The organism is Tautonia sociabilis, assembly GCF_003977685.1.
GTDB classification, from domain to species: Bacteria; Planctomycetota; Planctomycetia; order Isosphaerales; family Isosphaeraceae; genus Tautonia; species Tautonia sociabilis.
The window spans coordinates 159,562-186,558 of the sequence record NZ_RYZH01000003.1; the positions used below are offsets into that span (position 1 = coordinate 159,562).

General features: G+C 68.3%; 25 protein-coding genes. 12 read left to right on the plus strand and 13 right to left on the minus strand.

The genetic code is table 11. The annotated features are described in order from the left end of the window. Positions 1 to 15 precede the first annotated feature (15 nt). From TsocGM_RS02735 to TsocGM_RS02755, 5 genes are all read left to right on the plus strand, one after another. Entirely contained in the window at positions 16 to 756 is a 741-nt protein-coding gene (locus TsocGM_RS02735; protein WP_126723780.1) for a YebC/PmpR family DNA-binding transcriptional regulator, read from the plus strand. An 82-nt stretch (positions 757 to 838) separates the two neighbouring features. Continuing rightward, a complete protein-coding gene (locus TsocGM_RS02740) occupies positions 839 to 2,008 on the plus strand; it encodes an LL-diaminopimelate aminotransferase (protein WP_126723781.1) in 1,170 nt (389 codons plus the stop codon). Positions 2,009 to 2,032: 24 nt separating this feature from the next. Further along, the gene (gene folK, locus TsocGM_RS02745) at positions 2,033 to 3,034 is read left to right on the plus strand and encodes a 2-amino-4-hydroxy-6-hydroxymethyldihydropteridine diphosphokinase (protein WP_126723782.1); all 1,002 of its coding nucleotides are present in this window, start codon (positions 2,033 to 2,035) and stop codon (positions 3,032 to 3,034) included. A gap of 109 nt (positions 3,035 to 3,143) precedes the next feature. Next, positions 3,144 to 3,638, plus strand: coding sequence for an SsrA-binding protein SmpB (gene smpB, locus TsocGM_RS02750; RefSeq protein WP_126723783.1), 495 nt, complete (start codon positions 3,144 to 3,146; stop codon positions 3,636 to 3,638). 68 nt (positions 3,639 to 3,706) lie between these two features. Then, on the plus strand, positions 3,707 to 4,780 hold the full coding sequence (locus TsocGM_RS02755; RefSeq protein ID WP_126723784.1) for a DnaA/Hda family protein: 1,074 nt from the start codon (positions 3,707 to 3,709) through the stop codon (positions 4,778 to 4,780). A gap of 224 nt (positions 4,781 to 5,004) precedes the next feature. Here the strand turns inward: TsocGM_RS02755 and glgB are convergent, their stop codons facing one another. Next, positions 5,005 to 7,269: a 1,4-alpha-glucan branching protein GlgB gene (gene glgB, locus TsocGM_RS02760; protein WP_126723785.1), complete on the minus strand. Its 2,265-nt coding sequence runs from the start codon at positions 7,267 to 7,269 to the stop codon at positions 5,005 to 5,007. A gap of 337 nt (positions 7,270 to 7,606) precedes the next feature. Here glgB and TsocGM_RS02765 point away from each other — a divergent pair, with 337 nt between their 5' ends. The 3 genes from TsocGM_RS02765 to TsocGM_RS02775 all read left to right on the plus strand — a co-directional run bounded on the left by TsocGM_RS02765 (position 7,607) and on the right by TsocGM_RS02775 (position 11,441). Further along, positions 7,607 to 8,704, plus strand: coding sequence for an ATP-binding response regulator (locus TsocGM_RS02765; RefSeq protein ID WP_126723786.1), 1,098 nt, complete (start codon positions 7,607 to 7,609; stop codon positions 8,702 to 8,704). 195 nt (positions 8,705 to 8,899) lie between these two features. Next, on the plus strand, positions 8,900 to 10,999 hold the full coding sequence (locus TsocGM_RS02770) for a sensor histidine kinase (protein ID WP_126723787.1): 2,100 nt from the start codon (positions 8,900 to 8,902) through the stop codon (positions 10,997 to 10,999). Further along, entirely contained in the window at positions 10,989 to 11,441 is a 453-nt protein-coding gene (locus TsocGM_RS02775; RefSeq protein ID WP_126723788.1) for a response regulator, read from the plus strand. The genes TsocGM_RS02770 and TsocGM_RS02775 overlap by 11 nt, the downstream gene beginning before the upstream one ends. A 33-nt stretch (positions 11,442 to 11,474) precedes the next feature. Here the strand turns inward: TsocGM_RS02775 and TsocGM_RS02780 are convergent, their stop codons facing one another. The 7 genes from TsocGM_RS02780 to rpmA form a co-directional block, all read right to left on the minus strand. Beyond that, the gene (locus TsocGM_RS02780) at positions 11,475 to 11,750 is read right to left on the minus strand and encodes a hypothetical protein (protein ID WP_126723789.1); all 276 of its coding nucleotides are present in this window, start codon (positions 11,748 to 11,750) and stop codon (positions 11,475 to 11,477) included. Next, the gene (locus tag TsocGM_RS02785) at positions 11,750 to 12,340 is read right to left on the minus strand and encodes a sulfatase-like hydrolase/transferase (RefSeq protein WP_158633341.1); all 591 of its coding nucleotides are present in this window, start codon (positions 12,338 to 12,340) and stop codon (positions 11,750 to 11,752) included. Before TsocGM_RS02785 ends, TsocGM_RS02780 begins: the two co-directional genes overlap by 1 nt. Beyond that, positions 12,244 to 12,903: a sulfatase-like hydrolase/transferase gene (locus TsocGM_RS27855; protein WP_126723791.1), complete on the minus strand. Its 660-nt coding sequence runs from the start codon at positions 12,901 to 12,903 to the stop codon at positions 12,244 to 12,246. The genes TsocGM_RS02785 and TsocGM_RS27855 overlap by 97 nt, the downstream gene beginning before the upstream one ends. A gap of 53 nt (positions 12,904 to 12,956) precedes the next feature. Further along, the gene (locus TsocGM_RS02795) at positions 12,957 to 13,511 is read right to left on the minus strand and encodes a YqgE/AlgH family protein (RefSeq protein ID WP_126723792.1); all 555 of its coding nucleotides are present in this window, start codon (positions 13,509 to 13,511) and stop codon (positions 12,957 to 12,959) included. Between the two features lie 104 nt (positions 13,512 to 13,615). Next, positions 13,616 to 14,413, minus strand: a complete 798-nt coding sequence (locus TsocGM_RS02800) for a type III pantothenate kinase (RefSeq protein ID WP_158633342.1) — start codon at positions 14,411 to 14,413, stop codon at positions 13,616 to 13,618. Between the two features lie 74 nt (positions 14,414 to 14,487). Beyond that, positions 14,488 to 15,534 carry a GTPase ObgE gene (gene obgE, locus TsocGM_RS02805; RefSeq protein WP_126723794.1) on the minus strand — a complete coding sequence of 349 codons (1,047 nt, stop codon included), beginning with the start codon at positions 15,532 to 15,534 and terminating at the stop codon, positions 14,488 to 14,490. 88 nt (positions 15,535 to 15,622) lie between these two features. After that, positions 15,623 to 15,883 carry a 50S ribosomal protein L27 gene (rpmA, locus tag TsocGM_RS02810; protein WP_126723795.1) on the minus strand — a complete coding sequence of 87 codons (261 nt, stop codon included), beginning with the start codon at positions 15,881 to 15,883 and terminating at the stop codon, positions 15,623 to 15,625. 402 nt (positions 15,884 to 16,285) lie between these two features. On the opposite strand from rpmA, the gene TsocGM_RS02815 reads away from it, so the two are divergent. Continuing rightward, a complete protein-coding gene (locus TsocGM_RS02815) occupies positions 16,286 to 17,497 on the plus strand; it encodes a 2,3-bisphosphoglycerate-independent phosphoglycerate mutase (protein WP_126723796.1) in 1,212 nt (403 codons plus the stop codon). 106 nt (positions 17,498 to 17,603) lie between these two features. On the opposite strand, the gene TsocGM_RS26430 is transcribed toward TsocGM_RS02815, so the two are convergent. Together TsocGM_RS26430 and TsocGM_RS02825 are read right to left on the minus strand one after the other, a co-directional pair. Next, positions 17,604 to 18,446, minus strand: coding sequence for a PDZ domain-containing protein (locus tag TsocGM_RS26430; RefSeq protein ID WP_199756689.1), 843 nt, complete (start codon positions 18,444 to 18,446; stop codon positions 17,604 to 17,606). A 4-nt stretch (positions 18,447 to 18,450) separates the two neighbouring features. Beyond that, complete coding sequence (locus TsocGM_RS02825) at positions 18,451 to 19,374, minus strand: aspartyl protease family protein (RefSeq protein ID WP_233578203.1); 924 nt, start codon at positions 19,372 to 19,374, stop codon at positions 18,451 to 18,453. A 270-nt stretch (positions 19,375 to 19,644) separates the two neighbouring features. On the opposite strand from TsocGM_RS02825, the gene TsocGM_RS02830 reads away from it, so the two are divergent. From TsocGM_RS02830 to TsocGM_RS27860, 3 genes are read left to right on the plus strand one after another with little or no spacing between them, the layout of a single operon-like run. Next, entirely contained in the window at positions 19,645 to 21,294 is a 1,650-nt protein-coding gene (locus tag TsocGM_RS02830) for an oligosaccharide flippase family protein (protein WP_233578204.1), read from the plus strand. Between the two features lie 28 nt (positions 21,295 to 21,322). Then, on the plus strand, positions 21,323 to 21,874 hold the full coding sequence (locus tag TsocGM_RS02835) for a hypothetical protein (RefSeq protein ID WP_126723797.1): 552 nt from the start codon (positions 21,323 to 21,325) through the stop codon (positions 21,872 to 21,874). Continuing rightward, entirely contained in the window at positions 21,871 to 22,428 is a 558-nt protein-coding gene (locus TsocGM_RS27860) for a DUF1294 domain-containing protein (RefSeq protein WP_126723798.1), read from the plus strand. The genes TsocGM_RS02835 and TsocGM_RS27860 overlap by 4 nt, the downstream gene beginning before the upstream one ends. Positions 22,429 to 22,472: 44 nt before the next feature. Here the strand turns inward: TsocGM_RS27860 and TsocGM_RS02845 are convergent, their stop codons facing one another. From TsocGM_RS02845 to TsocGM_RS02855, 3 genes are all read right to left on the minus strand, one after another. Further along, entirely contained in the window at positions 22,473 to 23,768 is a 1,296-nt protein-coding gene (locus TsocGM_RS02845) for a DUF1501 domain-containing protein (RefSeq protein WP_126723799.1), read from the minus strand. Between the two features lie 117 nt (positions 23,769 to 23,885). Continuing rightward, a complete protein-coding gene (locus TsocGM_RS02850; protein ID WP_126723800.1) occupies positions 23,886 to 26,342 on the minus strand; it encodes a DUF1549 and DUF1553 domain-containing protein in 2,457 nt (818 codons plus the stop codon). After that, positions 26,342 to 26,995: a hypothetical protein gene (locus TsocGM_RS02855; RefSeq protein ID WP_126723801.1), complete on the minus strand. Its 654-nt coding sequence runs from the start codon at positions 26,993 to 26,995 to the stop codon at positions 26,342 to 26,344. Before TsocGM_RS02855 ends, TsocGM_RS02850 begins: the two co-directional genes overlap by 1 nt. Between the last annotated feature and the right edge of the window lie 2 nt (positions 26,996 to 26,997).

The following is a 26,997-nucleotide window of genomic DNA, read 5'->3' on the forward strand; positions in this document are numbered from 1 at the left end:
GGAGCCCGATTCGACATGGCTGGCCACTCCCATGCCGCCAACGTGGCGGCCCGAAAGAACGCCGTCGACGCCAAGCGTGGTAAGCTCTTCAGCAAGCTCTGCCGCGCCATTTACGTCGCGGCCCGCAACGGCGGCCCCGCCCCCGCCATGAACCTCCGGCTGCGCTACGCCATCGACAAGGCCAAGTCCTTCAGCTGCCCGAAGGACAACATCGAACGCTCCATCAAGAAGGCCACCGGCGAACTCGGCGCCGAAACCTTCGAGGAGGTCATCTACGAGGGCTACGGCCCCGGCGGCGTCGCCGTGCTTTGCGAGATCCTCACCGACAACCGAAACCGGACCGCCGGAGAGGTCCGCCGGGCGTTCGACATCTGCGGCGGCAACCTCGGCTCCACCGGCTGCGTCAGCTATCTCTTCGACTACAAAGGCGTCTTCGTCATCGAGGTTGCCAAGATCGAGGAAGACCGCCTCATGGAGATCGCCCTCGAGGCCGGCGCCGACGACCTGAAGCGCGACGGGGACTACTTCGTCGTCACCTGCGACCCCAAGGCCTTCGACGACGTCCAGAAGGCCTTCGAAGAGCATCAGATTCCCACGGAATCGGCCGAGACAAGCTACGTGCCGCAGACGACCGTCGACCTTGACGTCGAGAACGGCAAGAAGATGCTCAAGCTTCGGGATCTGCTCGACGACAACGACGACGTCCAGAACGTCTACAGCAACGAGAATATCCCCGAAGAGGCGATGGCCTCCTGAGCCGGCGCCGCCCTCGCCCACCTTTCCGTCCGTCGGGGCGCACCGACGCCCCCACGTCGCCTCCTCCCGGAAGAAGCCCACGATGCCCGAGACCTTCGTCAAGTCCGAGCGGCTCCGCCTGCTGCCCCCCTACCTCTTCGCCGAAATCGACCGCAAGAAGAAGGCCGCCATCGCCGCCGGCAGGGACATCATCAACCTCGGCGTCGGCGACCCCGACAAGCCCACCCCCGAGCCAATCATCCGAAGCCTCCAGCACCACGTCGAGAACCCCAGCTTCCACCAGTACGCTCTTGATCAGGGCTCTCCGGAGCTGAGGACGGTGATTGCCGCGTTTTTCTCCCGGCGCTATGGCGTCGCGCTCGACCCGGAGGCGGAAATCCTTCCGACGATCGGCTCCAAGGAGGCCCTCGCCCACTTCCCGCTGGCGGTCATCGACCCCGGCGACCTTGGCCTCGTGCCCGATCCTCGCTACCCGGTCTACCGCTCCAGCGTCCAGTTCGCTGGCGGCGAGCCGTACATCATGCCGCTCGTTCCCGAGCTGCAGTTCCGCCCCGACCTCGACGCCATTCCGGGCGACGTCTGGAAGCGCGCGAAGTTGATGTTTCTCAACTACCCGAACAACCCGACCGCCGGCTCGGCCGATCTCTCGTTCTTCGAGCGCGTCGTGGGGCTCGCGAAGGAGCATGGCTTCGTTGTCGCCCAGGACGCCGCCTACAGCGAGGTCTATTTCGACGAGCCGCCGCCGAGCATCCTCCAGGTTCCGGGTGCGAAGGACGTGGCGGTCGAGTTCCACAGCCTCTCGAAGACCTTCAACATGACCGGCTGGCGCGTCGGCTTCGCCGTCGGTGGCGCCCCGCTGGTCGCCGCCCTGGCCCAGGTGAAGGCCAACACCGATTCCGGCATCTTCACCGCGGTGCAGATGGCCGCCGTCACCGCGCTCGAGCAGTACGAGACGCTCACTCCCCCCATCCGAGACCTCTACAAGGAACGTCGCGACGCCCTCGTTTCTGGCCTCAAGCGGCTCGGCTGGGACGTCCCGACCCCCTCGGCGACCTTCTACGTCTGGATCCCGTGCCCCGCCGGCCTCAATTCCACGGCCATTTGCTCGAAGCTGCTGGAAGAGGCGAACCTCGTCACCACCCCCGGACTCGGTTTCGGCGACGCGGGCGACGGCTTCTTCCGCATGGCACTGACGGTCGACACCCCTCGCCTTGAAGAAGCGGTCGACCGCATCGCGAAGCTCTCCTTCTAACCCGGCCGCTCGGGGGCGATCGCGATGGGAAACACCCTGGCGCTCATCGCCCTCGGCGGCAACCTCGGCGACCGGAGAGCAACCCTCGACCGGGCGGTTGCCGACCTGGCCGGGTTTCCCGGCGTCAACCTCCGGAGCGTGAGCACCTATCACCGGACGGCCCCCGTCGGCGGACCCGGCGGCCAGGGGGCCTTTCTGAATGCGGCGGCGGCGCTGGAGACGACGCTCGACCCGGTCTCGCTCCACCAGGTCCTGCTCGACCTCGAGCGTCGGGCCGGCCGGGTGCGCGAGATCCGCTGGGACGCCCGGACCCTCGACCTCGACCTGATCCTCTTCGGGGATCAGATCGTCGACACTCCCGAGCTGACCGTCCCGCACCCGAGATTCTCCGTCCGAAGATTCGTCCTCGATCCCCTCGCGGAGATCGCCCCAGACGCGGTCGATCCGCTGACGGGGAGGACCGTGCTGGACCTGCTCGTCCGGCTCGATCGTCGTCCGAGCGTCCTCGGCGTCGATGCGGGGGGGGAGGTCGATCGGGCGAGCCGGGTGGCCCTCGCAATCTCGGACGAACTTCAGGGGGAACTGCTGCGACGGCCCCCTCCAGACGAGGAGACCAGACCTTCCGAACAGCTCCTCGTCGCACTCGACCGAATCGAGGCCTCGAGTGCGGCCATCGAGGAAGCGAGGGACCAGTTGCTCCGGACCCCCGGAGACCGATGGATCGTCTCTGACTGGGCCCCACCACTCGAACTCCTGCGAATCGGGTCGGCGCTCGCCCGATGCGCAGAGAGGAACGTCGACCCGGTCGAGTTCGATCGCCTGGAGCGACGCTTCCGCGAGGTCGACCGGCGGCAAGCGATCGCCCCTTCGCCGACCTTCTGCGTCGCCATTGGCTTCCGAAGGTGGGGATGGGGCCTCGCCTCCCTGGAGCGGGCGGTCGAGGTACCAATCCTAATTCCCGACGCCGAAGACGATGCCGGGATCGTCGCCGAGGTCGTCTCCTGCTGCCTCGCGACGCGACCCTGATCCGATCGGCCCGTGTCGTGCGCGTTGCGAGGGCCCTATAATTCCTTCACGCAAACGGGGGCGTCACCGAACATCCCCGGGGACTCGAGCCGAGAGGCAGGCGGCCACCATGGCGAAGAAGGGCGGCGGGAAGGCGAAGGACGCACAGTCGGACGGCATCCAGGTCGTCGCCCGGAACCGTCGCGCCCGCCACGAGTTCGACCTGCTGGAGAAGGTCGAGGCGGGGATCGTCCTCACCGGCACCGAGGTCAAGAGCCTCCGAGTCGGCAAGGCGAGCCTGGAGGAGGCCTACGCCGGCATCGACCGCGACGAGGTCTGGCTCTACGGGGTTGATATCCCGGAGTATCTCCAGGCCAATCGAATGAATCACACTCCCAAGCGGCCTCGCAAACTCCTGCTGCACCGCCGCGAGATTGAGCGGCTGAAGACCAAGGCCGCCGAGAAGGGGCTGACCATCGTCCCGCTGCAACTCTATTTCAAGAAGGGGCTCGCCAAAGTCGAGATCTCCATTGCCCGGGGCCGCAAGCTCCACGACAAGCGGCAGGCCATCAAGTCCCGCGAGACCATGCGAGAGATCGATCGCGCCCTCCGCGATCGATCCTGAGCGAGCGGGGAGACCATGGCCGATCCCAAGCGACCGGGTTGGATCGGCTGATTCGGAAGGCCAGACGGATGGACCCGCTGCCTGACGTCGACCTCGGACCCGATCCCCTCGCCAACGGGCCCGGCCCCTGGGACGGGTTCCTCGTCGGCCCCGAGAACGCGATGGCGCATGCGGCGGCCTGCGCGCTGGCCAGGGGGACGACCGGGCACTCGCCGCTGGTGATCGTCGGTCCGGCCGGCTCGGGCAAGACCCGGCTGCTTCAAGAGCTGGCCGCCGATTTCATCGCTCGCCGACCCGAGTCCGCCGTCGCCCTTCTGTCCGGCTCCTCGTTCGCCGAGGAATGCCATCGCGCCAAGGAGGCGGTCGCCCCCGATTCCTGGGCAGACCTCCGCCGCCGGCTCCGACTGGTTGACCTGCTGGCGATTGACGACGTGCTTGGCCTGGCTCGGTCGCCAATCGCGACGACCGAGTTGGCGTCGACGCTCGAGGACCTCGAGGCCGCCGGCGCATCGGTCGTCGTCACGGCCCGAGACCTGGCGTCGGGCTGGGGAGACTGGCCCCGTCGCCTTGCCGACCGGTTCCGAGGCGGGCTCACTGTCCGGCTCTCGGCCCCGGGGCCGGCGACCCGGAGGCGGTTCCTGCTCGACCGGGCTCGGGCTCTCGGGCTCATCCTCTCGGCCGAGGCGTTGGACCTCCTCGCCGAGTCCGCCGACGGCTACCGGACCCTCGGCGGATGGCTCTCCCGGATCGCCCTCCAGTCACGGGTCGAAGGCCGGCCGATCGACGGCGAGTTGGCGAGGACGCTGGTGGCCGAGGACGCCGCTGACGGCCCGGAGGTGTCCATCGGCGCGGTCGCCCGATCCGTCGCCCGCCACTTCGGCCTGCGGTCGACGGCCCTCCGGTCTCCCAGCCGCCGGGCCGCGATCGTCGAGGCCCGCCACCTGGCCATCCTGATCGCCCGGGAACTGACCGGGGCCAGCTATGCTCGCCTCGGCCAGGCCTTCGGCGGTCGAGACGCCAAGACCATCCGTCACGCCTGCCAAGCCGCTTCGACTCGGCTGGAGAACGACCCGGCCTTCGCTGCCGCCGCCGCCGCGATTCGACGCGAGTGGCGGGTCGACACCCCCACTGATCGCCCTTGAGACGGAACCGACCTGCGCTCGTCGACCGTGGTTCCGACTCTCCTCCCGGTCATCGAACGCCGTTCAGCCAAGGGGATGACGCCGAGGTGGCCGGCGTGCGCGACCGAAGCGCGCCAATGGTGAGGCCAGGGAGCGCTTCCTGTCGTCCCGCCGCCGAGGCCGATCGGGACCGGGGACGATCCCCCGGCCCGGCGAGTCCTCCCGCCCCGCGGTCGGCCTCGCGATCAGGCATCGTGCTGCGGCTTGAGGATCACCGCCGCCAGCGGCGGAAGGGTCAGGCGGAGGTGGTACGGTCGGCCGGCGTGGTGCTCCGGAATCGCTTCGAGGTAGCCGCCATTGCCGGCATTCGAGCCCCCATAGAAGCTCGCGTCCGAGTTGAAGAGCTCCCGGTAGCCGCCTCCCCTGGGGACTCCGATCCGATAGCCTTCGCGGAGGCAAGGCGTGAAGTTGCAGACCACGACCAGTTCATCCCCCGGGGTCTTCCCCTTGCGGAGATAGGCCAGCACGCTGTTCTCCCAGTCGTGTAGCTCGAGCCAGTCGAAGCCCTGCCACTCGAAGTCGATCTGGTGCAGGGCCGGTTCGGAGCGGTAGATGCGGTTCAGGTCGGCGACCATCCGCTGCACCCCCTGGTGGTCCGGCCACTGAAGCAGGTGCCAGTCGAGGCTCTCCGACTCGTTCCATTCGCGCCACTGGCCGAACTCGCCGCCCATGAAGAGCAGCTTCTTGCCCGGGTGGGTCCACTGGTAGGAGAGCAAGAGGCGGAGGTTGGCAACCTTCTGCCACTGGTCTCCGGGCATCTTGTCCAGGAGGGCTCGCTTGCCGTGCACGACCTCGTCGTGCGACAGCGGGAGCATGAAGTTCTCACTGAAAGCGTAGACGAGGCTGAATGTGAGCATCCCGTGCTCATACTTCCGGTAGATCGGGTCCTTGGAGAAATAGCGCAGCGTGTCGTTCATCCAACCCATGTTCCACTTCAGGCTGAAGCCGAGGCCGCCGATGTATGTGGGCCGGGAGACCCCCGGGAACGCGGTCGATTCCTCGGCGATCGTCAAGATCCCAGGGAACTGGGCGTGGGCCGCCTCGTTGAACTTCTTGAGGAAGTCGATCGCCTCGAGGTTCTCGTTGCCTCCGAAGGCGTTGGGGATCCATTCGCCCGGGTTCCGGCTGTAGTCGAGGTAGAGCATCGAGGCGACCGCATCGACCCGAAGCCCGTCGATGTGGTACTTGTCCAGCCAGAACAAGGCGTTGGCTAGCAAATAGTTGCGCACCTCGGATCGGCCATAGTTGTAGATCTTGGTCCCCCAGTCGCGGTGCTCGCCGAGCCGGGGGTCCTCGTGCTCGTAGAGGTGAGTGCCGTCGAAGAACCCCAGGCCGTGCTGGTCCCGGGGGAAGTGGGCCGGGACCCAGTCGACCAGCACGCCGATCCCGTGGCGGTGCAGGGTGTCGACGAACGCGGCGAAGTCGTCCGGCGAGCCGAATCGGGAGGTCGGCGCATAAAGCCCGACTGGCTGGTAGCCCCACGAGCCGTCGAACGGGTGCTCGCTGATCGGGAGCAGCTCGACGTGGGTGAACCCCATCTCGGAGACGTAGGCGGCCAGTTGTTCGGCCAGCTCGCGATAACTGAGGTATCCGCCATCCTCCTCGGCACGGCGTCTCCACGAACCGAGGTGGACCTCGTACACCGAGATCGGCGCGTCGAGGGCCTGCCGCTCGGCCCGTCGAGCCATCCACTCGCCGTCTTCCCAGCGGAAGCGGTCGATGTCCCAGACGATCGAGGCGGTCTGGGGCCGTCGTTCGGCGTAGAAGCCGTAGGGGTCGGCCTTCGTCACAAGGTAGTCGTTGTATCGACTCTTGATTTCGTACTTGTAAACCTCTCCCGGCTGGAGGTCGGGAATGAAGAGCTCCCAGAGCCCCGTCGGGCCGAGATTCCGCATCGGGTGGCGGCGGCCGTCCCAGTGGTTGAAATTCCCCACCACGCTGACCCGCTGCGCATTCGGCGCCCAGACGGCGAAGTGTACCCCCCGGATGCCATCGACCTCTCGGACATGCGCCCCGAGCTTGTCATAGGAGCGGAGGTGGTTCCCCTCGCCCAGCAAGTAGACGTCGAAGTCCGACAGGATCTGGCCGAAGCGGTAAGGGTCCACGAGTTGCCAGGAATGCCCTTCGCCATTCTCGACCACAAGTCGATACGGCGGCGCGGACGACCGGCCCGAGAGCAGCCCCTCGAACAGGCCCGCCGGATGAATCCGGTCCATCGCAATCTGACGGCCGGGCTCCCCGTCGGAGAGATCCAGCACCCACGCCTTGCTCGCGTCGGGAAGCATCGCCCGGATCGCAATCGCCGGCCGGCCGTTCTCCCCGACCGGGTGCGGCCCGAGGACACCGAAGGGATCCCAATGATTCGCATGGACGATGTGCTCGATGTCCGAAGCGTGAATCGTCGGGGTGCGGTTCGACGAGGAGGGGGGCGACGAGGCGGTGGTACTCATAATCGCTTCGCTATCCGATGGGTCCGATGCGGTTCGCCATCTTCGGCGCGTGGCCCGTCTGACTTGCCTGTAGGCTAGTCCTGGGATGGGTAAGACTGCAACCTCAATGCCGATCGCCGGGAGCGGCGGATTGATCGCGGCCGCCGGGTTTGCCATGATGGAGACATCGCGAGGGGCCAGCGACCCCGGCCACGCCGCTCGGGGTCCGACAGGGAGGTCGGCCTCCGCACGATCGCCCCCCGCCCGGGGTGGTCGTTCGGTTCCGGTCCCCGCCTCGGCCTTCGCCGTGAGGGGCCCGGCGAAGGGGATTGGGGGACCGGGCCGCGGACGCGACGGAATGAGCCACGTCCTGATCGTCGATGATAGCCCGGCTGATCGCGCCTACTTTCGCAACCTCTTGCGACGGGCCGACTTCCGCGTTCACGAGGTCGACTCCGGCGGCCAAGCGGTCGCCGCGGCGCTCTCCATCCGCCCGCACGTCGTCATCCTCGATATCAACCTCCCGGATCTCGACGGCCACAGCGTCTGCCGGGCCCTGCGGGCCGACCCGATGATCGGTGGCATCCCCGTCCTGATGCTCACCGTTCGCGACCACGAGGCCGATGTCCTCGCCGGTCTCGAGGCCGGCGCCGACGACTACGTGCCCAAAGATGCGGCACCAGAGGTCGTTCTGGCCCGCGTCCGGAGGCTCTGCCGCTACCGGCAGATGGCGAACACCTCGTTGCTCAACGAGCAGATGGCCCAGATCGGCCGGCTATTGGCGGGGATTGTCCACGAGATCCGAGGGCCCCTTGGCGTCATCCGGGGCAACGCCGAGCTGATGAAGATGCAGCTCGACCCGGCCGACCCGGCCCTTCGGTTCGCCGAGCCGATCATCCGCAGCGTTCAGTTGCTCCAGATCCGCCTTGAGCACCTGATGGCTGCGGTCCGGGGGGGACCGCCTGTTCTCCGACCGCTGGAGCCCGAGCCCCTGATCCGGGAGGCGGTTGACTACTTCCGAAAGGGAGCCGACCCCCAGCACGGCCGGGTCGAGGTCACCGTGGAAGAGCCCCAGGGGCCGCTCCCCCCGGTCATGGCCGACGCCGGCCGACTGCTCCAGGTCCTGCTGAACCTGATGATCAATGCCCGGGAGGCGATCCTCGCCTCCCGGACGAGCGGCCGAGTCGTCCTTCGCCTCTCCCCGTGCTCGCTCGACGACCGCCCGGGATCCCGCATTGAGGTGATCGACGACGGCCCCGGCATCTCCGAGGAGGTGCTGCACCGAATCTTCGAGCCGTTCTACACCACCAAGGAAACCGGCACCGGCTACGGCCTCTATCTCTCCGCCGAAATCCTTCGGGAACACGGGGGTCGACTCTGGGCGGAGAACCGCCCCGAGGGGGGCGCGCGGTTTTGCCTTTGGCTCCCGATGGCCACCGAAGCCGCCCCGGCGTGATTCCCAGGATGCCGTGCCTGGTCTGCCGATTGCCCGAGAGGAGTCGCGTCTCGGGTGGCAGGCGACGACTCTCGGGGAGCAACTTCCAGGGCGAGACGGGCTCCGCCCCGTCTTCCTTCCCTCTCGACCCTCGGGGATTGGGCGTTCTCCTTTCCTGTCGACACGATCGGAACACGCATCCAAGCGAGGCCAGCCATGACACGGAACGTCGAGGTCCGCGGCCGGTTGGGGCGGTGGATTATGGCCGAGAACTCGGTCGCGGCGATCTCGGGGTTGCTCGCGATCGCTTCGGGAATCGTGGCACTCCGGGGGGCCTCCGGCACCGCGTCGGGAATCCTGCTCGGCGCCGCCGCGGTCCTGCCGATTGGACTCACCTGGGGCCTCGTGGCCGAGCGTCGGCGATGGCGACGCCCGGCCCGGCTGATCACCGAGCAGATCGCCACCCAGACCGATGGCCTCCGGCCCGGTCCGGGAGCCCGGCCGAGGGGGCTCCGCCGGGACGACCCTCCCGAGTTGATCGCACTGGCCAGGGCCACGGCCGAGCTTCAGGCCCGGCTCTCGCTCTCGCTGCGGGCCCTCGCCACGGAATCGAACCTCCCGGCCCGAGAGGCGCTGACCCGGAGCGGCCTGTTCGACCCTCCGTCCTCACCTGGCTCCGGCGACGGATCCTCCTCGAGTTCGTTCTCCGGTGACGAGATGGTCGGGAGACTCGAGCCGGATTCCCTCCGATGGACCGAGGCCAGCCCCGCGCTTCAGACCTTCCTCGGGGCCGGGCTGGAGACGCTCCGAAGGCGGACGATCCTCGAACTCCTGCACCCCGACGACCGACTCCCCGCCGAGCGGCAGCTCCGAGGAACCGCCGACCGGGGGGAGTCGCTCGGGCTGATCTACCGGGTCACCACGCTGGGGGGCGATCGCAAGGTGGTCGAGCTGAACGTCTCCGCCCGGTACGGCCCCGACCGCTCGGCGGTCTATCTCCGTTGCCACGTCACCGACGTCACCGACCGCATTCGGGCCCGACGCGAGGAACGCCGACGCACCCGGGAACTGCTCCACCTCAACGACGAGCTCCGCCTCGCCAACCGGGCGCTCGCCGAGCTGAAGGACCGCTACAGCGACCTCTATCAGAACGCCCCCGCGATGTACTTCAGCCTCGACCCCGACGGCCGGATCCTCGTCTGCAACGAGACCCTGCTCCGGACCCTTGGCTATCGCCGCCGCGACCTGGTCCAGCGCCCCTACGAGGACCTGCTTCCGCTGGAGGACCGTCCGACCTTCCGGGGCCGGTTCGCCCAGTACCTCCGGGAGGGCCGCATCGAGGTCGAGAGCCGATGGATGACCGCCGACGGCCGGATTATCGACGTCCTCGTCACCGCGGTCGCCGTGCTCGACTCGCAGGGCCGATTGATCCACTCCCGAAGCGTGGCCCAGGACATCACCACCCGACGTCGCCTGGAAGACGAGCTGCGCCGCAATAACGAGCGGCTGGCACGGATCAATGATGAGCTTTCCCGGAAGAATACCGAGCTCGATGAGTTCTCCTACGTTATCTCCCATGACCTCCAGGAGCCGGTCAGGACGTTGATCGCCTTCTCCGGGTTCCTCCGTCAGGACTACGGCGACCGGCTCGACGATCAAGCCCGGGAGTACCTCGACTATCTGACCGAGGCCTCCGGCCGGATGCGGAGCCTCATCCGGGACCTGCTGGAGCTCTCCCGGGCCGGCCGGACCACGGACGACTTCGGCCCCGTCTCGCTGGAGGAGATCGTGTCGACCCTCCGGGTCGATTATGCCGAGCTGATCCGGACTCGGGGGGCGGAGGTCGTTTGTGAGCGCCCGCTGCCGACGATCTGGGGGGATCGCACCAGGATCGGACAGCTGATCGGCAATCTCGTCGGCAACGGGCTGAAGTATAATGAAGCGGAGCACCCCCGGGTGGAGGTCGGGACCCTCCCGAGCCCCTCGTCGGGGAGCTCCCGTCGGACGACCCTCTTCGTCCGGGATAATGGGATCGGCATCGACCCGCGGTACCACGACAAGATCTTCCAGATGTTCCGACGGCTCCACCCTCGAGACCGCTACGAGGGAACCGGGGCGGGCCTGGCCATCTGCCAAAAGATTGCCCAGGCCCACGGCGGGAGGATCAGGGTCGAGAGTCGGCCCGGTGTCGGGTCCACCTTCCTCGTCGACTTGCCGCTTGTCCCCGACGGTCGGCCTCTGGTCGCCTCCCCACCCGGCCTCCCCGGCCGGGACGAGCCGTCACTCGCCCCGGACGATGCCATCCATGCCCCATGAGTTCCACATCCTGCTGATCGACGACTCCCCGTCGGATGTGCTCATCCTCCGACGGGCGCTGGCCGAGCTCCCGATCGTGCTCCGGCTCTCCACCCTGGCCGACGGTGTCTCGGCCATGGTCCACCTCGACCGCCTTTCCAACCCCTCGACCCCAGCCGATCAGGTCCCCGACCTGGTTCTGCTCGATCTCAACCTTCCCGGTCCGGACGGCGCTGAGATCCTCTCCCGCTTCAAGTCCGATCCGTTGCTCCGGGCCGTTCCCGTCGTCGTGCTGACGACCTCCGGCCGAGACATCGACGTCTGGCGCAGCTATCAGGCTGGGGCCAATACGTTTGTCCAGAAGCCGGCCGACTTCGCCGGATATCGCACGCTCGCCGAGACGATCGGACGTTACTGGGAGCGGACCGCGACTCGTCCCCCGCGACGACCCCCCTCCGGCTGAGTCTCCTCGCGGCGGCAGTTCGAGGCGGTTCGCTCACTCCGACGGACTGGAGCCTCCGACCTTCGTCTCGGCATCCATCAAGTTCCAGGACTCGGCGAGCCGTTCCAGGAGTTCGGGGTGTTCTCCCCTCCGATCTCGAGTCGCTCCCAGGTCGTCGGCGAGGTTGAAGAGTTGCCAGCCCAGTCCTGGGCCTGCCGAGCGATCACGGACCAGCTTCCCGTCTCCCGACCGGAACGCCGCCTCCTCCCCCATCCGCCACCAGAGCGTGTTGTGCGGCCGGCCCTCCTCCTCTCCCAGAAGGTAAGGCATCAGGTCCACTCCATCGTACCGGCGATCTCCAGGCATCGGCACCCCGGCAAGGGTCGAGACCGTCGGGAAGACGTCCAGTGAGGAGACGGGACGCTCCTCCACCTTCCCTGCCGGTCAGGTTCCCGTCCACCGGGCGAGGAAGGGGACTCGGATCCCCCCTCGAAGAGCGTTTCCTTGCCCCCTCGGAGCGGCGAGTTGCTGGACGTCAACTCCCGGGTCGGCCCACCATTGTCGGAGATGAAAAAGACAAGCGTGCGGCGGTCGAGCCCCTCGTCTCGGAGGGCTTCGAGCACCGTCCCGACCCCCTGATCGAGCCGGGAGAGCATCGCGGCAAAGATGCGGTGCTGGATGTCGTCGATGGAAGCGAATCGCTCGAACTCCTCCTCTCGGGATTGCATTGGGCTGTGGACCGCGTTGTAGGCGAGGTACAGGAAGAACGGCCGATCGGCATTCCGGCGAATGAACGAAGCGGCCTCCTGGGAAAACGCATCCGTCAGGTCGGTCGGCACCTCGACCGGCTGTCCGTCGCGGAGGCTCGGGTTATTCGCATCATAAGCCGGCTCGTCGTTCCCCATCTGGGTCGAGAGCACGAGGCGGCCATCGGAGGAAATCCAGAGGCCCTCGCCTCCATCCGGGAGGGTCCGGCGGCGCAGCCAGGTGACCATTCCCTCGTAGGGAGGGGGGGCGTAGTCGTGTCCTTCGTGCCGGAAACCGAAAAGTGGTCGAACTCATGTCGCAGGGGGTGGTAGGGTCTCGTTCCGCCGAGGTGCCACTTACCCACGAGTCCGGTTGCGTACCCGGCCGATCGGAGCTGCTCCGCCAGGGTGAGTTCGGCAGGCGGGAGCCCGACGCCGGGCTCGTCGTTCCGATCGCCGACCGGATTGAGGTCGGAGCCGAACCGGTTCTGGATGCGACCGGTCAGGAGGCCGGCCCGAGAGGGGCTGCAAGACGACGCCGAGACGTGTTCCGAGGCGAATCGGATGCCCTCCTCGGCGATCGAATCGATGTTCGGCGTCGGGATCTGAGGGTTCCCCTGGCAGCCGAGTTCGCCGAAACCGAGGTCATCGACAGAGATCAGCACAACGTTCGGCCGAGGGATCTGGTCGCGATCGATCGCGGAGGAGGCGGCCAGGGCCAGCAGGGCGCGGAACATTGGTCGATCTCCCTGGGACCTCCGATTCCCGGGCGCCCGGATGGGGCCTCGGTTCAGTTCACGGTCGGATCCTCGGGAAGCTCCTCGATCCCCAGCGCATTGGCGAGGATCGAGGCCGAGACGCGCCGCATGATCGCTTCCCACATCGACGCATCCCCCCCCTCCAGCACGAGCGTGATGTCGGCGGGGGTGAAGACCCAGGATTCCTGGGCGAGCTCCATCTCGAGCTGCCCGGCACCCCAGCCCGCATAGTTCGCCAGGAAGAGGGAGGGCTCGGCCCGCTGCCGGATCAGATCCCGGATCTTTTCCGGGTCGACCGTGGTGAACAGGCCCTCGATCACCTCCTGATCGCCGAGCGCCGCCACCGAGTGCAAGGCCATCAGCGGCCCGGGGACCGGGCCGCCGAGGAAGATCGGTTTCTCCCAGTCCTCGACCTCGTCAAAGACCTCCTCGGAGATCTTTGCGATCGTCGCGCCGGTGGGCCGGTTCAGGATGACTCCCGCCGCACCGGCCTCGGAATGCTCGATGATCAGGAGGACGGTCCGGACGAAGTTCGGGTCGGAGAGGGACCGGGAGGCGACGAGGAAATGTCCCTTCAAACTCTTCATCGCGATCGGGTTCCACGGTTCGCGATCCGTCCGGCGCCGGGGAGCCTCCTGGAAGGGCCGGGCCTGTCGCGGCCGATTCTAACGGCTCGGACAGGCGGCGTCGATCACCCGCTTTCCGGGTGTGGACTGCGAGATTCGCTTCCCCAGGCCACGGCGACGAGGAGCCCTCGCAGGACGAGGGACGGCTCGATCCAGGGGTGTTCCCGGCCGAGAAGCATCGCCAGGGCCGGGGCGTCGCCTCCGGTCCAGGCCACCCAGGGATCTCGGTCGAAACCCTCCGACTGTCGAGCGATCAGCTCCCGGATGGCGCCGACTGTCCCCCAGACGATCCCGGCACGCAGCGCCGGCTCGGGAGATGCCCCCCAGGGGGGCAGGGGGGCCTCCGGGATCGTCGGCCCGACCTCCGGGAGTTGTGCCGTCCCACTCCGGAGCGACCGGGACGCCAGCCCCGGCCCGATCGCGATTGCCCCCCCCGCCCAGCAGCCGTCGGCCTCGATCCGCTCGACCGTGATCGCGGTGCCGCACTGCACCACGATCCCCGGCCCGATCCTCCCGGCCCGATCCAACGCCGCCAGGACGGCCAGCGCCCGATCGGCCCCGGTGCGAGACGGGGCTTCCAGGCGATGACACACAGGCACGTCGTTCGCCGATCGGAACCACCGGATCGGGCCGATCCCGAGACGGCCCAGCATCTCCCCGATCCGATCCGCCGCCGGCGGATTGACCGAGGCGATGGCCACCCCAGCGGCCTCGATCGCCGAGAGTCGGTCCCCCAACGACTCCCAGGTCGAACCGTCCGAGAGGCTCCCGGCCCAGGACCATCGGATCACGCCATCGGCGTTGGCACATCCCGCCTTGATCCGGGTGTTTCCCACGTCGATCAACACGATCGAACTCGCCAACGAAGTGCCCTCTCGAATGGCTCGGGCGATCCTCCCGCCCTCAGGTGCCCAGGACCTCGCCGGCCGCAACCGGGTCAGTCGGAGCCGGTCGGGGAGGCTCCCTCATCCGATCCATCGTCATCGGCCTCATCGGAGCGAGAGCGGCGGAGGAGCTCGACGATCCGGTTGATCAAGGCGGGGATTCCCCGGCCCGTGACGGCGGAGAGGGTCAGCGGCTCCCGGCAGAGTTCGTGGGCCACGCGGTCCACCACCTCCTCGGCGCCGGTCACGTCCAACTTCGAGAGCACCAGGATCTCGGGCCGGGTCGCCAGCGCCGGGCTGTACTGCTCCAACTCCCGGCGGATGACCCGGTAGTTCTCGACCGGGTCGGAGCCGTCGATCGGCACGGCCTCGACGAGGTGGACGAGCAGGCCGGTGCGCTCGACGTGCCGCAGGAACTCGTGCCCGAGGCCGTGCCCTTGGTGGGCCCCCTCGATCAGGCCGGGGATGTCGGCGACGATGAAGGCGTCGTCGTCGACGACCACGGCGCCGAGATTCGGGTACTTGGTCGTGAACGGGTAGTCGGCGATCTCGGGGTGGGCCCGGCTGATTCGGGAGAGCAGCGTCGACTTCCCGGCGTTGGGTAGGCCAATCAAGCCGACGTCGGCGATCACCTTCAATTCCAGGTCGATCGACCGTTCCTCCCCCGGTTGGCCGGGCTCGGCCTGCCTCGGGGCTCGGTTGGTCGCCGACTTGAAGTGCTCATTACCGTGGCCGCCCTTGCCCCCCCGCGCGACCACGACGTAATCGCCCGGCGCCTTCAAGTCGCGCAAGATGTGGCCGCGGTCGTGGTCGCGGACGACCGTGCCGGGGGGCACATCGATATAAACGGTGTCGGCGCTCTTGCCGTCCCGGGAGCTTCCCATGCCATGCTGGCCGCGCTCTCCTCGGAAGTGGCGCATGCCGGAGAGGTGGGCGAGGTTGGTCAGCCCTTCCACCGCGCGGACGATCACGTGCCCCCCGTGGCCGCCATCCCCCCCGTTGGGACCGCCTCGGGGCACATACTTCTCGCGTCGGAAGCTGACGCAGCCGTTGCCGCCGTCGCCCCCCTTGACGTGCAACGTCGCCCGGTCGACGAACATCCTTCCCCCAGAAAGGCACGACGCCCGACCCCGCCCCCGCGTCTCGGGGTCGTCGGCCGGGCATCGGAGTCCGATCACGGCGGGTCCGTCAGGCGTTCGCCTCAGCGAGCGGGCGGACGTTGATTCTGCGGCCGTCCTGGTCGAAATAGACCTGCCCCTCGATCAACGAAAAGATCGTCCAGTCGCGGCCGACACCGACATTCTTGCCCGGACGCCACTTCGTGCCGTGTTGCCGGCAGATGATCGCGCCGGCCTTCGCACGCTGGCCGCCGAAGAGCTTGATGCCCAGGCGTTGCGCGTTCGAGTCCCGACCGTTCCGGCTGGACCCCTGACCTTTCTTGTGAGCCATCGCGGAGTGACCTCAACCTCGATCGTTCCAACGCCGCACTCCCGGCCGCCCGCTCGGGTCGACCGGTGCGGGGCGAATTGTGATGGCCCCGCCGGAACGAACCATTCTACCCCCACGATCACTCGGCCGACAAGGCCGCCTCCGCTGGCGCCCGCCTTCACCACCAGGATGCATTTGGCCATCGCCTTTGGTTCTCGAAGGTTCTCGAATCCAGGAGTCTCAGGCTGACGGGCTCGCCTCGGGTCGCCCCTGGATTCCAGGAGGGGGACTCGCCAGCCGCAGGAACCGATCGCCCCTGTCGTGCCTCGGAGGCGAATTGACCGGACGAGGCCCCCGACGCCACAATGCGGAAGCACCGCGCCTGGACGCCAAGACCGCAAGGGGATCGAGAGCCTTCCGCTCATGAACCAGCAGGACCTGATCGCGCAGCTTCGGGAAGACAACGGCACCAAGATCGTCATGCTGGTCGCCGACGGCCTGGGGGGCCTGCCCATCGAGCCCGGAGGCCCGACCGAACTGGAGGAGGCCCGGACGCCGAACCTCGACCGGCTGGCGAAGGAGGGGACCGTCGGCCTGAGCATCCCGGTCGCTCCGGGGATCGCCCCCGGATCGGGGCCGGGGCACCTGGGCCTCTTCGGGTTCGACCCGATCGAGCACCAGATCGGCCGAGGGGTGCTCGAGGCGCTCGGCATTGGCGTGGAGGTCGGCCCGAAGGACGTCGCCATCCGGGGGAACTTTTGCACGATCGACGCCGAGGGCCGGGTCACCGACCGTCGCGCCGGCCGCATCCCGAGCGAGGTCGGCGAGCGACTCGTCGCCAAGCTGGCCGAGGGGGTGAAAATCGACGGCGTTGAGACCCTGGTCGCGCCGGTCCGCGAGTATCGCCTCGTCGTCCGGTTCCGGGGGGAGGGCCTGGGCGACCGCGTGGCCGACACCGACCCGCTTCAGACCGGCCTGCATCCGCTCGCGCCGAAGGCGACCGACCCGGGCTCGGAGAAGACCGCCCGAGTCGCCGCCGAGTTTCTCCGCCAGGCCAAGGAGATCCTCAAGGACGAGCAGCCGGCCAACTTCCTGATGATGCGGGGGTTCGCCAAGTTCCCCGCGATCTCCACGATGGAGGAGGTCTACGGCCTCCGATCAGCCGCGATCGCCGTCTATCCCATGTACCGAGGCCTCGCCAGGCTCGTGGGCATGACGGTCGTCGAGCCCGGCAAGACCATCGCCGACCAGTTCGCCGTGGCCAGGGAGCAGTGGGGGAAGTACGACTTCTTCTTCATCCACTACAAGTACACCGACAGCACCGGCGAAGACGGCAACTTCGCCAAGAAGGTTGAGGTGATCGAGGCCCTCGACGCCGAGCTTCCGAAGCTCATGGAGCTGAAGCCCGACGTCCTGATCGTCACCGGGGACCACTCGACTCCCAGCCGGATGAAGTCGCACAGCTTCCACCCGGTCCCCTTGCTGATCTGGGCCCCGGCCACTGTCCGGCCGGACGAGGTGACCTCCTTTGGCGAGCGCCCGTGCATCCGGGGCGGCCTTGGCCAGATCCTCGCGAAGCACATCATGCCCCTGGCCATGGCCCACGCCGGCCGCCTTCAGAAATTCGGGGCCTGAGGCCGAAGCGGTTCCATCGACCAACGGGGGCCGCGACCGGGCGATTGGAGGTCGCTTCCCCCGAGGGTCTCCTCGAATCAATTGGCCGATCGACGAGGCGAGGGCCTCAGATACCCGCCTTCGGCGTGACCTCGACGGCGATCTCCTCCCCCTCCCGACGGACGAGGATCGTGATCGGTTCTCCCGGGGAGAGCTTCGACGCCGCGTAATAGGCATCGCCGATGTTGGTCGTCCACCGGCCGTCGATGGACGTGATCACGTCGCCAACCCGCAGGCCGGCGGACTCGGCGGGAGAGCCGGTCAGGACCGACGCCACGGTGACGCCCTCGGTCCCATCCGCCTCGGTGTCTTCCAGCTCGATACCAACCAGCGCCGCCGGTTCCAGAACGATCCGGCGGGCGACCTTGGGGCCCATCAGCCGGTCGGGGAGGCCGCCGAGGAAGTCCCGGATCTCGTGATCGACCGGCTCGAACGCCATCGTCTTCGCCTGATAATCGATCGTCGTTTTATATCGGGCGAAGAACGAGTGGCCGACCAGCCCGTCGATTGGCTTGCCGAGGATGTCGCCGAGCGCGTTGACGACCGGGTGATCCATCACGATCACCGGCACGTCCTCAGCCGACAGGTCCCCGACCTGCAAGCGCTCCACCTCCGCCTCGCCCCGGGCGGCGAAGAGGAAGGTGAACGGGGACTTCGCGTCGATCAGCCCGGAGACCTTCGCGGCCCGGTTGCTGATGAGGGTCACGGGGGAGCCGACGTCGAAGATGAGCCGGAACGGGCCCTCGCCGTTGAGCGAGACCTCGACCACCATGTGGTTCGACGGCAGCATCTCAAATGGCACCTCGACCCGGGCGTCCGCCCTGGGACCGGGCTCGGCCCGGCCGATGGCGGCGAACAGGGAGGCGGCGACGATCGGTGCCGCCATCACCACGACTCGGCAGGTCGTCATCGCGTCACAGCCCCTTTCCGGCGGTGAGGGTCAGCTCCCGGATCTCAGTCTCGACGTCCCCCTCGGCTCCCCCCTTCGGGCGGATCCGGAGCGAGACGCGGTCCCCCGGCTCGATTCGGGAGACGGCCACCCGTGCGTCGTCGATCGAGTCGATGTCCCGTCCCAGGAGTCGGACCAGGCGGTCCCCCGCGACGATCCCCACTCCCTCCGCGGGGGATCCGGGCAAGACGCCCGACACCGTGACGACCCCCTCGGATTCGCTCAGCTCCAGTCCGAGGAAGCCCCGGGGGATCAACGTATCCTCCGGTTGCTTGCCCACGAACACGGCCGCGAGTTTGGCCACGCCCCCCAGCAGGCTCATCGCCTGCACCTCCGCCGGGGCGTTCGCCCGCCGACGCCCCGGGTCGGGCATGTCCTCCGGCTCGAAATCCAGCCGGGTCCACGTCATCCGGTCGTCGGTCGGGTCGAGCTCGATCCGGAAGCGCGAGAGCACGTTGAAGCCGAGCATGCCGTCGATCCGCACGCCCGGCAGCCCCAGCGCGTTCATCCCGACGAGCTGGAACAGGTCCTCCACGCGGGATTGGACCGACTCCAGGACGGCTCCCCCCTCGAACTCGATCCGGTCGACCCGGGTGAAGTAGTGCTCCTCATCCGGTTCCAGGCCAGCCGCCTCGGCCGCCTCTTCGGAGAGGAAGAGAGCGGGGGCCCCGGTGTCGACGACCAGGTTGAACGGTCCCCGGCCGTTGATTCGGCATCGGACGATGTGATGGTTCGTCTCGGTTAATCGGTACGGCACGCGGAACGACTGGCCAACCTGCCCGTCCTGCGCCCCGTCTTCGGTCGCCGGGACCGGCGAGAGGCCGATGGTCGCGAGGACCAGGCCGACTCTCAGGATCCGGGAATGCAACATCGCCGTCTCGCCTCGCAACGGTGCGGTCTCCTGGGGTCTGACCTCCCGACCTCCTTGCCGTTATCATAGGGGGGGCGGGAGCGATCGACCAGGGACGTCCCGTCTCCTCATCTCCTCTTCTGGGGTTGGGATCCGACGAGCGCAGGGGCGTCGTCGGGCGGCCCGTGGTCGGCGTTCGAACCCGAGATTGCCCTACCCCGATCCCCCCCCGGCCGGCTAAGATACCCTTGAGCGCGCCGACCCCGGCGCGGATCGAGCAGGACGCCGCGAACTCGGGGACGGAATCCCGTGAGCACCACCACGTTGAACTCGGCGACCGAGCCACCTCCCCCGATCTCGGATTCCCCGACTCCCGGGATCTCCGGGCGATCCCTCCCGCCGATCCTGGGCCGGTTGCTCAGCGGCACCTTCTGGCTGGCGCTGCGGACCCCCTTGCAGGCCGTCACCGGCTTCTGGAGCGTCCCCCTCATCATCGGAGCGTTCGGCGATGGACCGAGTGGCGCCTACCGCTTCGCCTGGGGATTGGGCTTCTTCCAGTTCCTGCTCGAATTCGGCATGAGTTCCGCGCTCCAGCGCGAGATCTCCGAACGCTGGACCCGGGGCGACCGCGACGGGGTCGACCGAGCGATCACCTGCGGCGCGCTCTTCTACGCGGTGATCGCCCTGGTTCAGGCGGTGGTCCTGATGGCCGTGGCCTACGGAGCGATCCCGCATGCCCGCTTCTCCGGGCCGGACGAATACCGCCTGATCGTCCAGCTCCTCTGGCTGCAGGCCCTCACGGCCCCGTTCTACGGCATCAGTGTGGTCGTCTCCTGCATTCTCCAGGCGGCCCGGCGCTACGAGGTGATGCCGAGGTTCGAACTGCTGATCGTGGCCATCCGCTTCGTCGCCCTGCTCGGCGGGGTCGCGATCGGCGCCGGTCTGCTGACGATCGTCATCACACAGACGGTCCTCACCATCGGCCTGAGCCTCGGCCCGGCCGTCTGGGTGATTGGCCGAGAGCTGGACTACCGGCCTCGGTTCGTCCGGGTTGGCTTCGACGACTTCCGGAACCTCGTGCAGTTCAGCGTCTACATGTTCCTCGTCCAGCTGAGTGTGGTCCTGGCCGATAAGATCGACACCACGGTCCTCGGCTTCGCCCTGGACGACGCCGCGAAGGCCGAGACGGTCTACTGGGCGGTCAGCAGTCCCTTCCTCCAGCTCCGGCAGATGGGCTGGACGCTGGCGTACTTCGTCATGCCCGCCGTGGCGAGCCTGGCCGCGGTCGGGGATCGGGAGGGGCTGGAACGCGTCACCTACGATGGGGCCCGGATGCACTCGGCGGCGGTGCTGCTCGTCGGGCTGCTGGCCTTCGTCTACGCTGGCCCGTTCCTGGAGCTCTGGGTCGGCGGCAGGTTCCCGGGCCAGGTGCCGGAGCTGGTTCGGCTGATGCGGCTGTTCCTCGTCGCGGCCCTGCCGCTGTTCGTGGCGGTGCATGTGCAGGCGGCGACGGGACTGGGAAGGCTCCGGTTGATCGCCGTCGCCGCGCTGATCGGGGGCGTGATCAACCTGCCCCTGAGCTACGCCCTGACCCTTCGGCTTGGTGTCTCGGGGGTGATCTGGGGAACGGTCCTGACGACACTCGTCTCCAACCTGCTGGTTCCCGCGATCTACAGCTTCCGCGTCCTCGGCGTCAGGTTTGGCACCTATCTCCGACGCACCCTGCTCGCCCCCTCGGTCGGGGCGATGGCCCTGCTCGGGGCCTGCTGGCTCCTCGGTGCCGTTGCGATCTCGGCCGAGCCCCGGGGCGACGACCTCCTGGGGCGGTTGTTCCCGTTTGCCCTCCATCTCGGAGTGGGATCGCTTGCCTTCGCGGCCGGCTATGTCCTCGTGCCGGTCGGACGGAAGGACGTGACCCGGATCCTGGACCGGATCCGGGCGAGACTGGCCGCCTCCTGACCGGAGCCCTCGCCCCGGAGAGTCGCCGATGCCCCTCGACGAGCCCGACGGCGATCGCAAGCCGACCCTCCGGCTCCATCTCTCGGCCGCGGGCCCCGAGGTGTCTCCCCGAGGTGTGTCCGGCTCGCGATTCGTCCTCGGCGCCGTTCTCGTTCTGCTCGGCTGCTGGGGGGCGATCTCCCTCGCCTTTGACGCCTGGCGGGCCGGAGTCCGAGAGCGGATCGCCTACGGCATGGATCAGGTCGTCCCGGTCCTCCGGCCGATGGCGGACGTGTCTCCTCCAGGCCTCGATCCTCCAGGATGGCGGGAGGCGGTGGATGCCTCCGAGGAAATGCTCCGAGAGGTCGTCGGCACCGGCCGGCTCGACCGGTCGCGGCTGGACGCCCTTCGGCTCGACCTGTCGCGTCGGGTCGATCGGGCGGCCCGATCCCCGGAATCGGCCCCGACCATCCTGGCGTCCATCTGGGACGAGATGGCCCGGATCACGCTCCTGCGGCCGGAAACGAAACGCCCCGGGATCCTGCCTCCCCCGAGGCGGATCGCACGCCCCCCCGCCAACCCGTCGGATCGGGTCCCATGACAATCGAGGCCCACGGCGTGGTCGTCGCATTCGACCAGGAGAAGGGGTTCGGCTTCATCCGTTCCCATCGCGTTGCCGGGGACGTGTTCGTGCACGCCTCGGTCATCGAGGGGGACGGGCGTCTCGTCCCCGGCCAGCGCGTTCGCTTCCTGGCGGAGCCGACCGACCGCGGCCCTCGGGCCGTCCGGGCGTGGCCGGGATCGCAGGGGATGACTCCCGCGGCGGCGGCGTCCTCGCTGGTGATCGGGCCGGTCATCCTGGGAACGATCGCCCTGAGGATGGCCGGCCTGCCCCTCGTCGTCGCGTTCCTGGTGCCAATGAACCTCGCGACGATCGCCGTCTGGGCCTGGGACAAGCATCGCTCGGTCCGGGATGGCCGCCGCGTGCCCGAGCGGGCCCTGCTCGGCCTCGCGGCAATCGGCGGGTCGCTCGGTGCCCTGGTCGGCGTCTTCGGCCTGGGTCACAAGCGGCGGAAGGGTCGGTTCGTCCTCGCCCTGGCTGCGATCCTGGCGGCGCAGGCGGCCCTGGCCGCGGCGCTCCTCGCATCGGGCTGACACCGGGGGGAGTCCGGGAAACCCGGATCCCCCCGGCCTCCGGATCAGGCCAGCGCCTCGGCGATCGGCGTCCCGTTGCGGACGATCGCCACCGGCCGGCCGGTCGGCGTGTGGTATTCCTTGGCCGGATCGATGCCGAGCCGGTCGTAAACGGTCGCCGCGATGTCGTCCGGTGTGATCCCCTTCCCGTCGATCGGCCCGGAGCCCGTCTCGTCGCTGGCGCCGACCACTCGGCCGCCGGCGATCCCGCCGCCCCCCAGGAGGACGAACATCGCCCTCGGATAGTGGTCCCGGCCTCCCCGCTGGTTCACCTTCGGCGTGCGGCCAAACTCGCCGGAGACGAACACAAGGGTCGAGTCCAGCAGCCCCTTCTGCTCCAAGGCGAGGAACAGGCCGGAGAGGCCCGCGTCGAGCTGCGGCAGGTTGCGGTCCTTCAGGCGGTTGAAGTTGTCCTGGTGCGTATCCCAACCGCCGTTGGAGACGCTCACGAACCGGACGCCCGCCTCCACCAGCCGGCTTGCCAGCAGACAGCTCTGGGAGAAGGGATCCTCGCCAAACAGGGAGGTGATCGACGACGATTCCCGGCTGATGTCGAACGCCTCTCGGGACCTCGGTGAGCTGATGATGTCGTAGGCCCGCTGCGAGAAGGCGTCGAGGCCGTTGACGAGGTCGCTCGACTCGAATCCGGCGAAGGCCTGGTCCAGGCTCTTGAGCAGGTCCCGTCGACGGTCGATCTCCTCGACCGTCAGTCCGCCCCCCAGGGCGATCCCCCGGACGTTGAACGGTCTGCCGGCGCGAGGCGTCGCCTGGGTGCTGAACGGCGCGTATTCGACCCCCAGGTAGCCCGCCACCTGCGGCGTGGTCGGGATTGCCACGAACGGCGGGAGGTCCGGCGGCGCGGCCAGCTCCTTGCTCACGACCGACCCGTACCCCGGGTACACCAGCGACGGTAGCGGACGGTTGCCCGTGTTCAGGTACTTCGTCCCCAGGTCGTGCGCGGCCAGGGTGTGGCTGACCCCCCGGACGATCGTGTATCGGTCGGCACAGGCGGCAAGCCTCGGCAGATGCTCGCCGATCGAGATGCCCGGAACCGCGGTGGCGATCGTCCCGAACTCTCCCCGGATCCCCTCGGGGGCCTCTGGCTTCGGGTCGAACGTATCCAGGTGCGACGGGCCGCCGCCCAGGTGGATGTGGATGGCGGCCGTCGCCTTGCCGCCCTTCAGTTCGCCGGCCTCGGCCAGTCGGAGGAAGGACGACAGGCCCAGCCCGGCGCCGCCGAAGACGCCAGCCTTCAGGAAGTCGCGGCGTCGCACGCCGTCGCATGTCCAACTCGTGGCCATCGGAGGAGGCCTCCCGCGGAGAAGAAGGAAGGGGGATTCGGGAATAGCTCGCGTCGATGAGGTCGGAGAGGATTGGCCGCTCCGGGGGCATCCCCGCCAGGAGGCGGCCGGATCGAATCAGTGGTTTGTTATGAATTCTTTGGTGTTCATCAGCGCCCAGAGCAGACCGCGGAGCCCCTCCTCGGCACCCTTCGAGCCCTCGAAGTACGCGTTCGAGGCCTCGTGTTCCTCGGGATTGGGTCGCCGGGAGAGGGTGCGCAGGAACGCCTCCTCGATCAGGGCATCAGGGGCCCCTTCCTCTTGCTTCCGAAGCGACCGGACCCAGCCGTCCCGGCGATCGATCGCGGCGTGCATCTCCTGGTCGTTCTGCAGGTAGATGAGCTGGAGCAGGTTCGGGTCGTCCGATCGGCTGCAGTCGCAGTTTGTGTCCCGGGGAGACCGGCCGAAAACGCGCTCGGCGTAGTTCGCGTTTCCCCGGCCGGTCCCGGCCCGCTGCCGGGGGCCGAAGGCGCGCTGATCGGCCTCGACGGCGAAGCGGGTGAGTTCTTCGGGCCCCGCGGTTGCCTGCAAGACCGCGTCGAGCAGGACCTCCGCTGGCAGGCGACGGACGATGGCCCGGCTGAAGTTCCGCTCGTCGAGGAAGTTGGTGTCGTTTGGCTTCCAGCTGCGCTGGTAGGCGAGGCTGCCTGTAATCTCCCGATGCAACCACTTCATGTCGAAGCCGCTGGCGACGAACCCGCGGGTGAGCGCCTCCAGCAGGGCCGGGTTGCTCGGCGGGTTGGCGAGGTTCATGTCGTCGGGAGGGTCGATGATCCCCCGGCCGAAGTACCGGGCCCAGACCCGATTGACGAACGCCTGCGCGAAGTACGGGTTCTCCTCGCTCCGGAGCCACTCCATGAGCGGCTCCCTCGGGTCGGAGTACCCGGCCAGTGTGACCTCGTCCCCGCCGAGGACCCGAGGGGTTACCGCCCGTCCCGCTCCGGACCGGGACGACGCCCCGCGTCGGTTCCCTCGCATCCGGGACGCGACGACGTAGACCTCCTCGAAGGGGACGATCTCCCCCTCCTGGAGCCGCTTGGCGATCTCGCGACGCTTCACGCCTCCCGGCTTTCCGGCGATCCCCAGTGCCTTCTCCAGTTCCCGGATCCGGTCGCGTTCCTGGGGCGGGAAGCCGTAGGAGATCGGCTGGAAGAACGCGGTGAACCGATGGAAGTCGTCCTGCGTCCACTGGTCGAACGGGTGCTTGTGGCACTGGGCGCACTCCAGGCGGACGCCGAGGAAGGCGTAGCTGAAGGAGAGCGCCTTTTCCTCGGGCTGGCGGACGTTCCGACGTGCCCAGAAGTAGGGCATTGTCTCCCGATCGGCGAAGTCCGCCGGGTCGTTCTCGCGATAGAGCGCCGCGACGTCTTCCAGGTACGCATCGTAGTCCTGCCCTGGTTCCCGGCTCGTCCCGAGCACGATGCCGGCGATCAGCTCGTCATATGGGACATTCTCGGCGACCCGGCGCTCGATCCATTCGTACCAGTGGCGGGCCATCGTCACGCTGGCGGCCTGCCCGCGCAGGTTGTTCGGCGAGGCGCCGGTGAGATCGCAGAGCATATTGGTCCACCAGGCCGCGTAGGTCGGACGAGCCAAGAGCTCGTCGACCTTCTTGGCCCGCTTCTCCGGATCCTCGTCGGCGAGGAAGGCCCGGATCTCCTCCGGGGTCGGCAGCGATCCGGTTAGATCGAGGCTCACTCGGCGGAGGAACTCGGTGTCGGAGCAGACCTCCGAGGGAACCATCCCCAGCTTCTTGAGCTTTGTGGCGATGTGCTGGTCGATCTCTGTCGGCGAGGCGATCTCAGGGGCGTTTCCGCCGAAGCGGTCGCTTACCGGGCGGATGACCTGCGTGCCGATCACGCCGTTGTCGTAGAAGGCGACGACGTAGGTGTCTCCGGGGCCGGTGCTGGTCACCTCGCCGTCGCGGTCGACCTCGGCGATCGACTCATCGTTGGTCTGGAACCGGGTCAGGCAGGTGACGTCCTCGATCGATCCGTCCGACCAGTGGGCGATCACCTTCAACTGGGTTGTCTCGCCCTCCTCCTGGAAGACGACCTCGCTCGGCATGACCTCCAGCCGTTCGAAGACCGCTCCCTGCGCCGCCGGCTCGGCTCCGGCTTCGATCCACCGGAGCAAGAGCTGGTATTCCCACGTATCATATTCGAGCACCTGACCGCCCTCGTGGGGCTGGGTGAGGGTCGGCTTCTCGAGGATGAGGCTCGACTCGGGAGCCTCCAGGTCCACCCGAGACTCCCCCTCGGCCATCAGGGCGTCGTGGTCGGCCTGGAAGTCGTACCCGAAGAGCGAGAGCCGGAAGCCCCCCTGTCCCTGGAACGAGCCGTGGCAGGCCCGGCCGTTGCAGCCAAGCCGGCCCATCAGGGGCAGGACGTGGCGCTGGAAGTCGGGGACCTCGTCGGCCGTGGGGCCAGCGAATCGAGCCGAGGCCGGAGGCAGCACATCGGCCGCCCGGGAGCGGTCCGAACCGGCCCAGAGCGCCAGCGGCACCGCGAGGATCGCGGCGAGGGATCGGATCATCACGGTCGGTCTCCTTCTTCCGAGCGAATCGGACGCGGTGAGGGGGCGGCTGGCCGGACTCCCTCGCCGCTGTCGTTTTGGCGACGGACGCGTTGCACCTTCTTCATCGCGGCATCGAAGCGTGACTCGATCGTCGCGTCTCCCCGGCGTTCAAGCCGCTGGATCTGCTGGTCAAGCTGTTCCAGCCGCTCTTGCAAGCGGGCTCGGTCGTATTTTTGGAGGGCGAGCTGGGCGGCGAGCTGCTCGGCGATCGCCTCTCGGAGCTCCCGTTCTCGCTTGTCGTCCGGCTTGCTGATCAACCGAGCCGTGATCAGGTCGACCCGCGACGTCGCCTTCCAGCTCGAGAGGACCAGCCCGGCTCGTTCCGGATCCCGACGACGTTGCCGATCCAGGTTCTCCCGGGTGCGAGACAACTCCCGGATGGCCGCGTCGTAGGCTCCCCGGTCCATGGTTTTCAGGGGAGCGAGCAGGCCGGCGAGTTCCGGATGGTGCTGCCGGACGAACTCCAGGGCCATCTTCTCCCGGGCGTCGGGGGGCTCCTCCCCGTCTCCGGGAGTGGAGCCGGAGGGGCGCGTCGGCTCCTGCGCCGGCGATCCCGGGATGGGGACCGAGACGATCGCGAGGACGACGAGCGTCCGGACGACTCGGCACATGT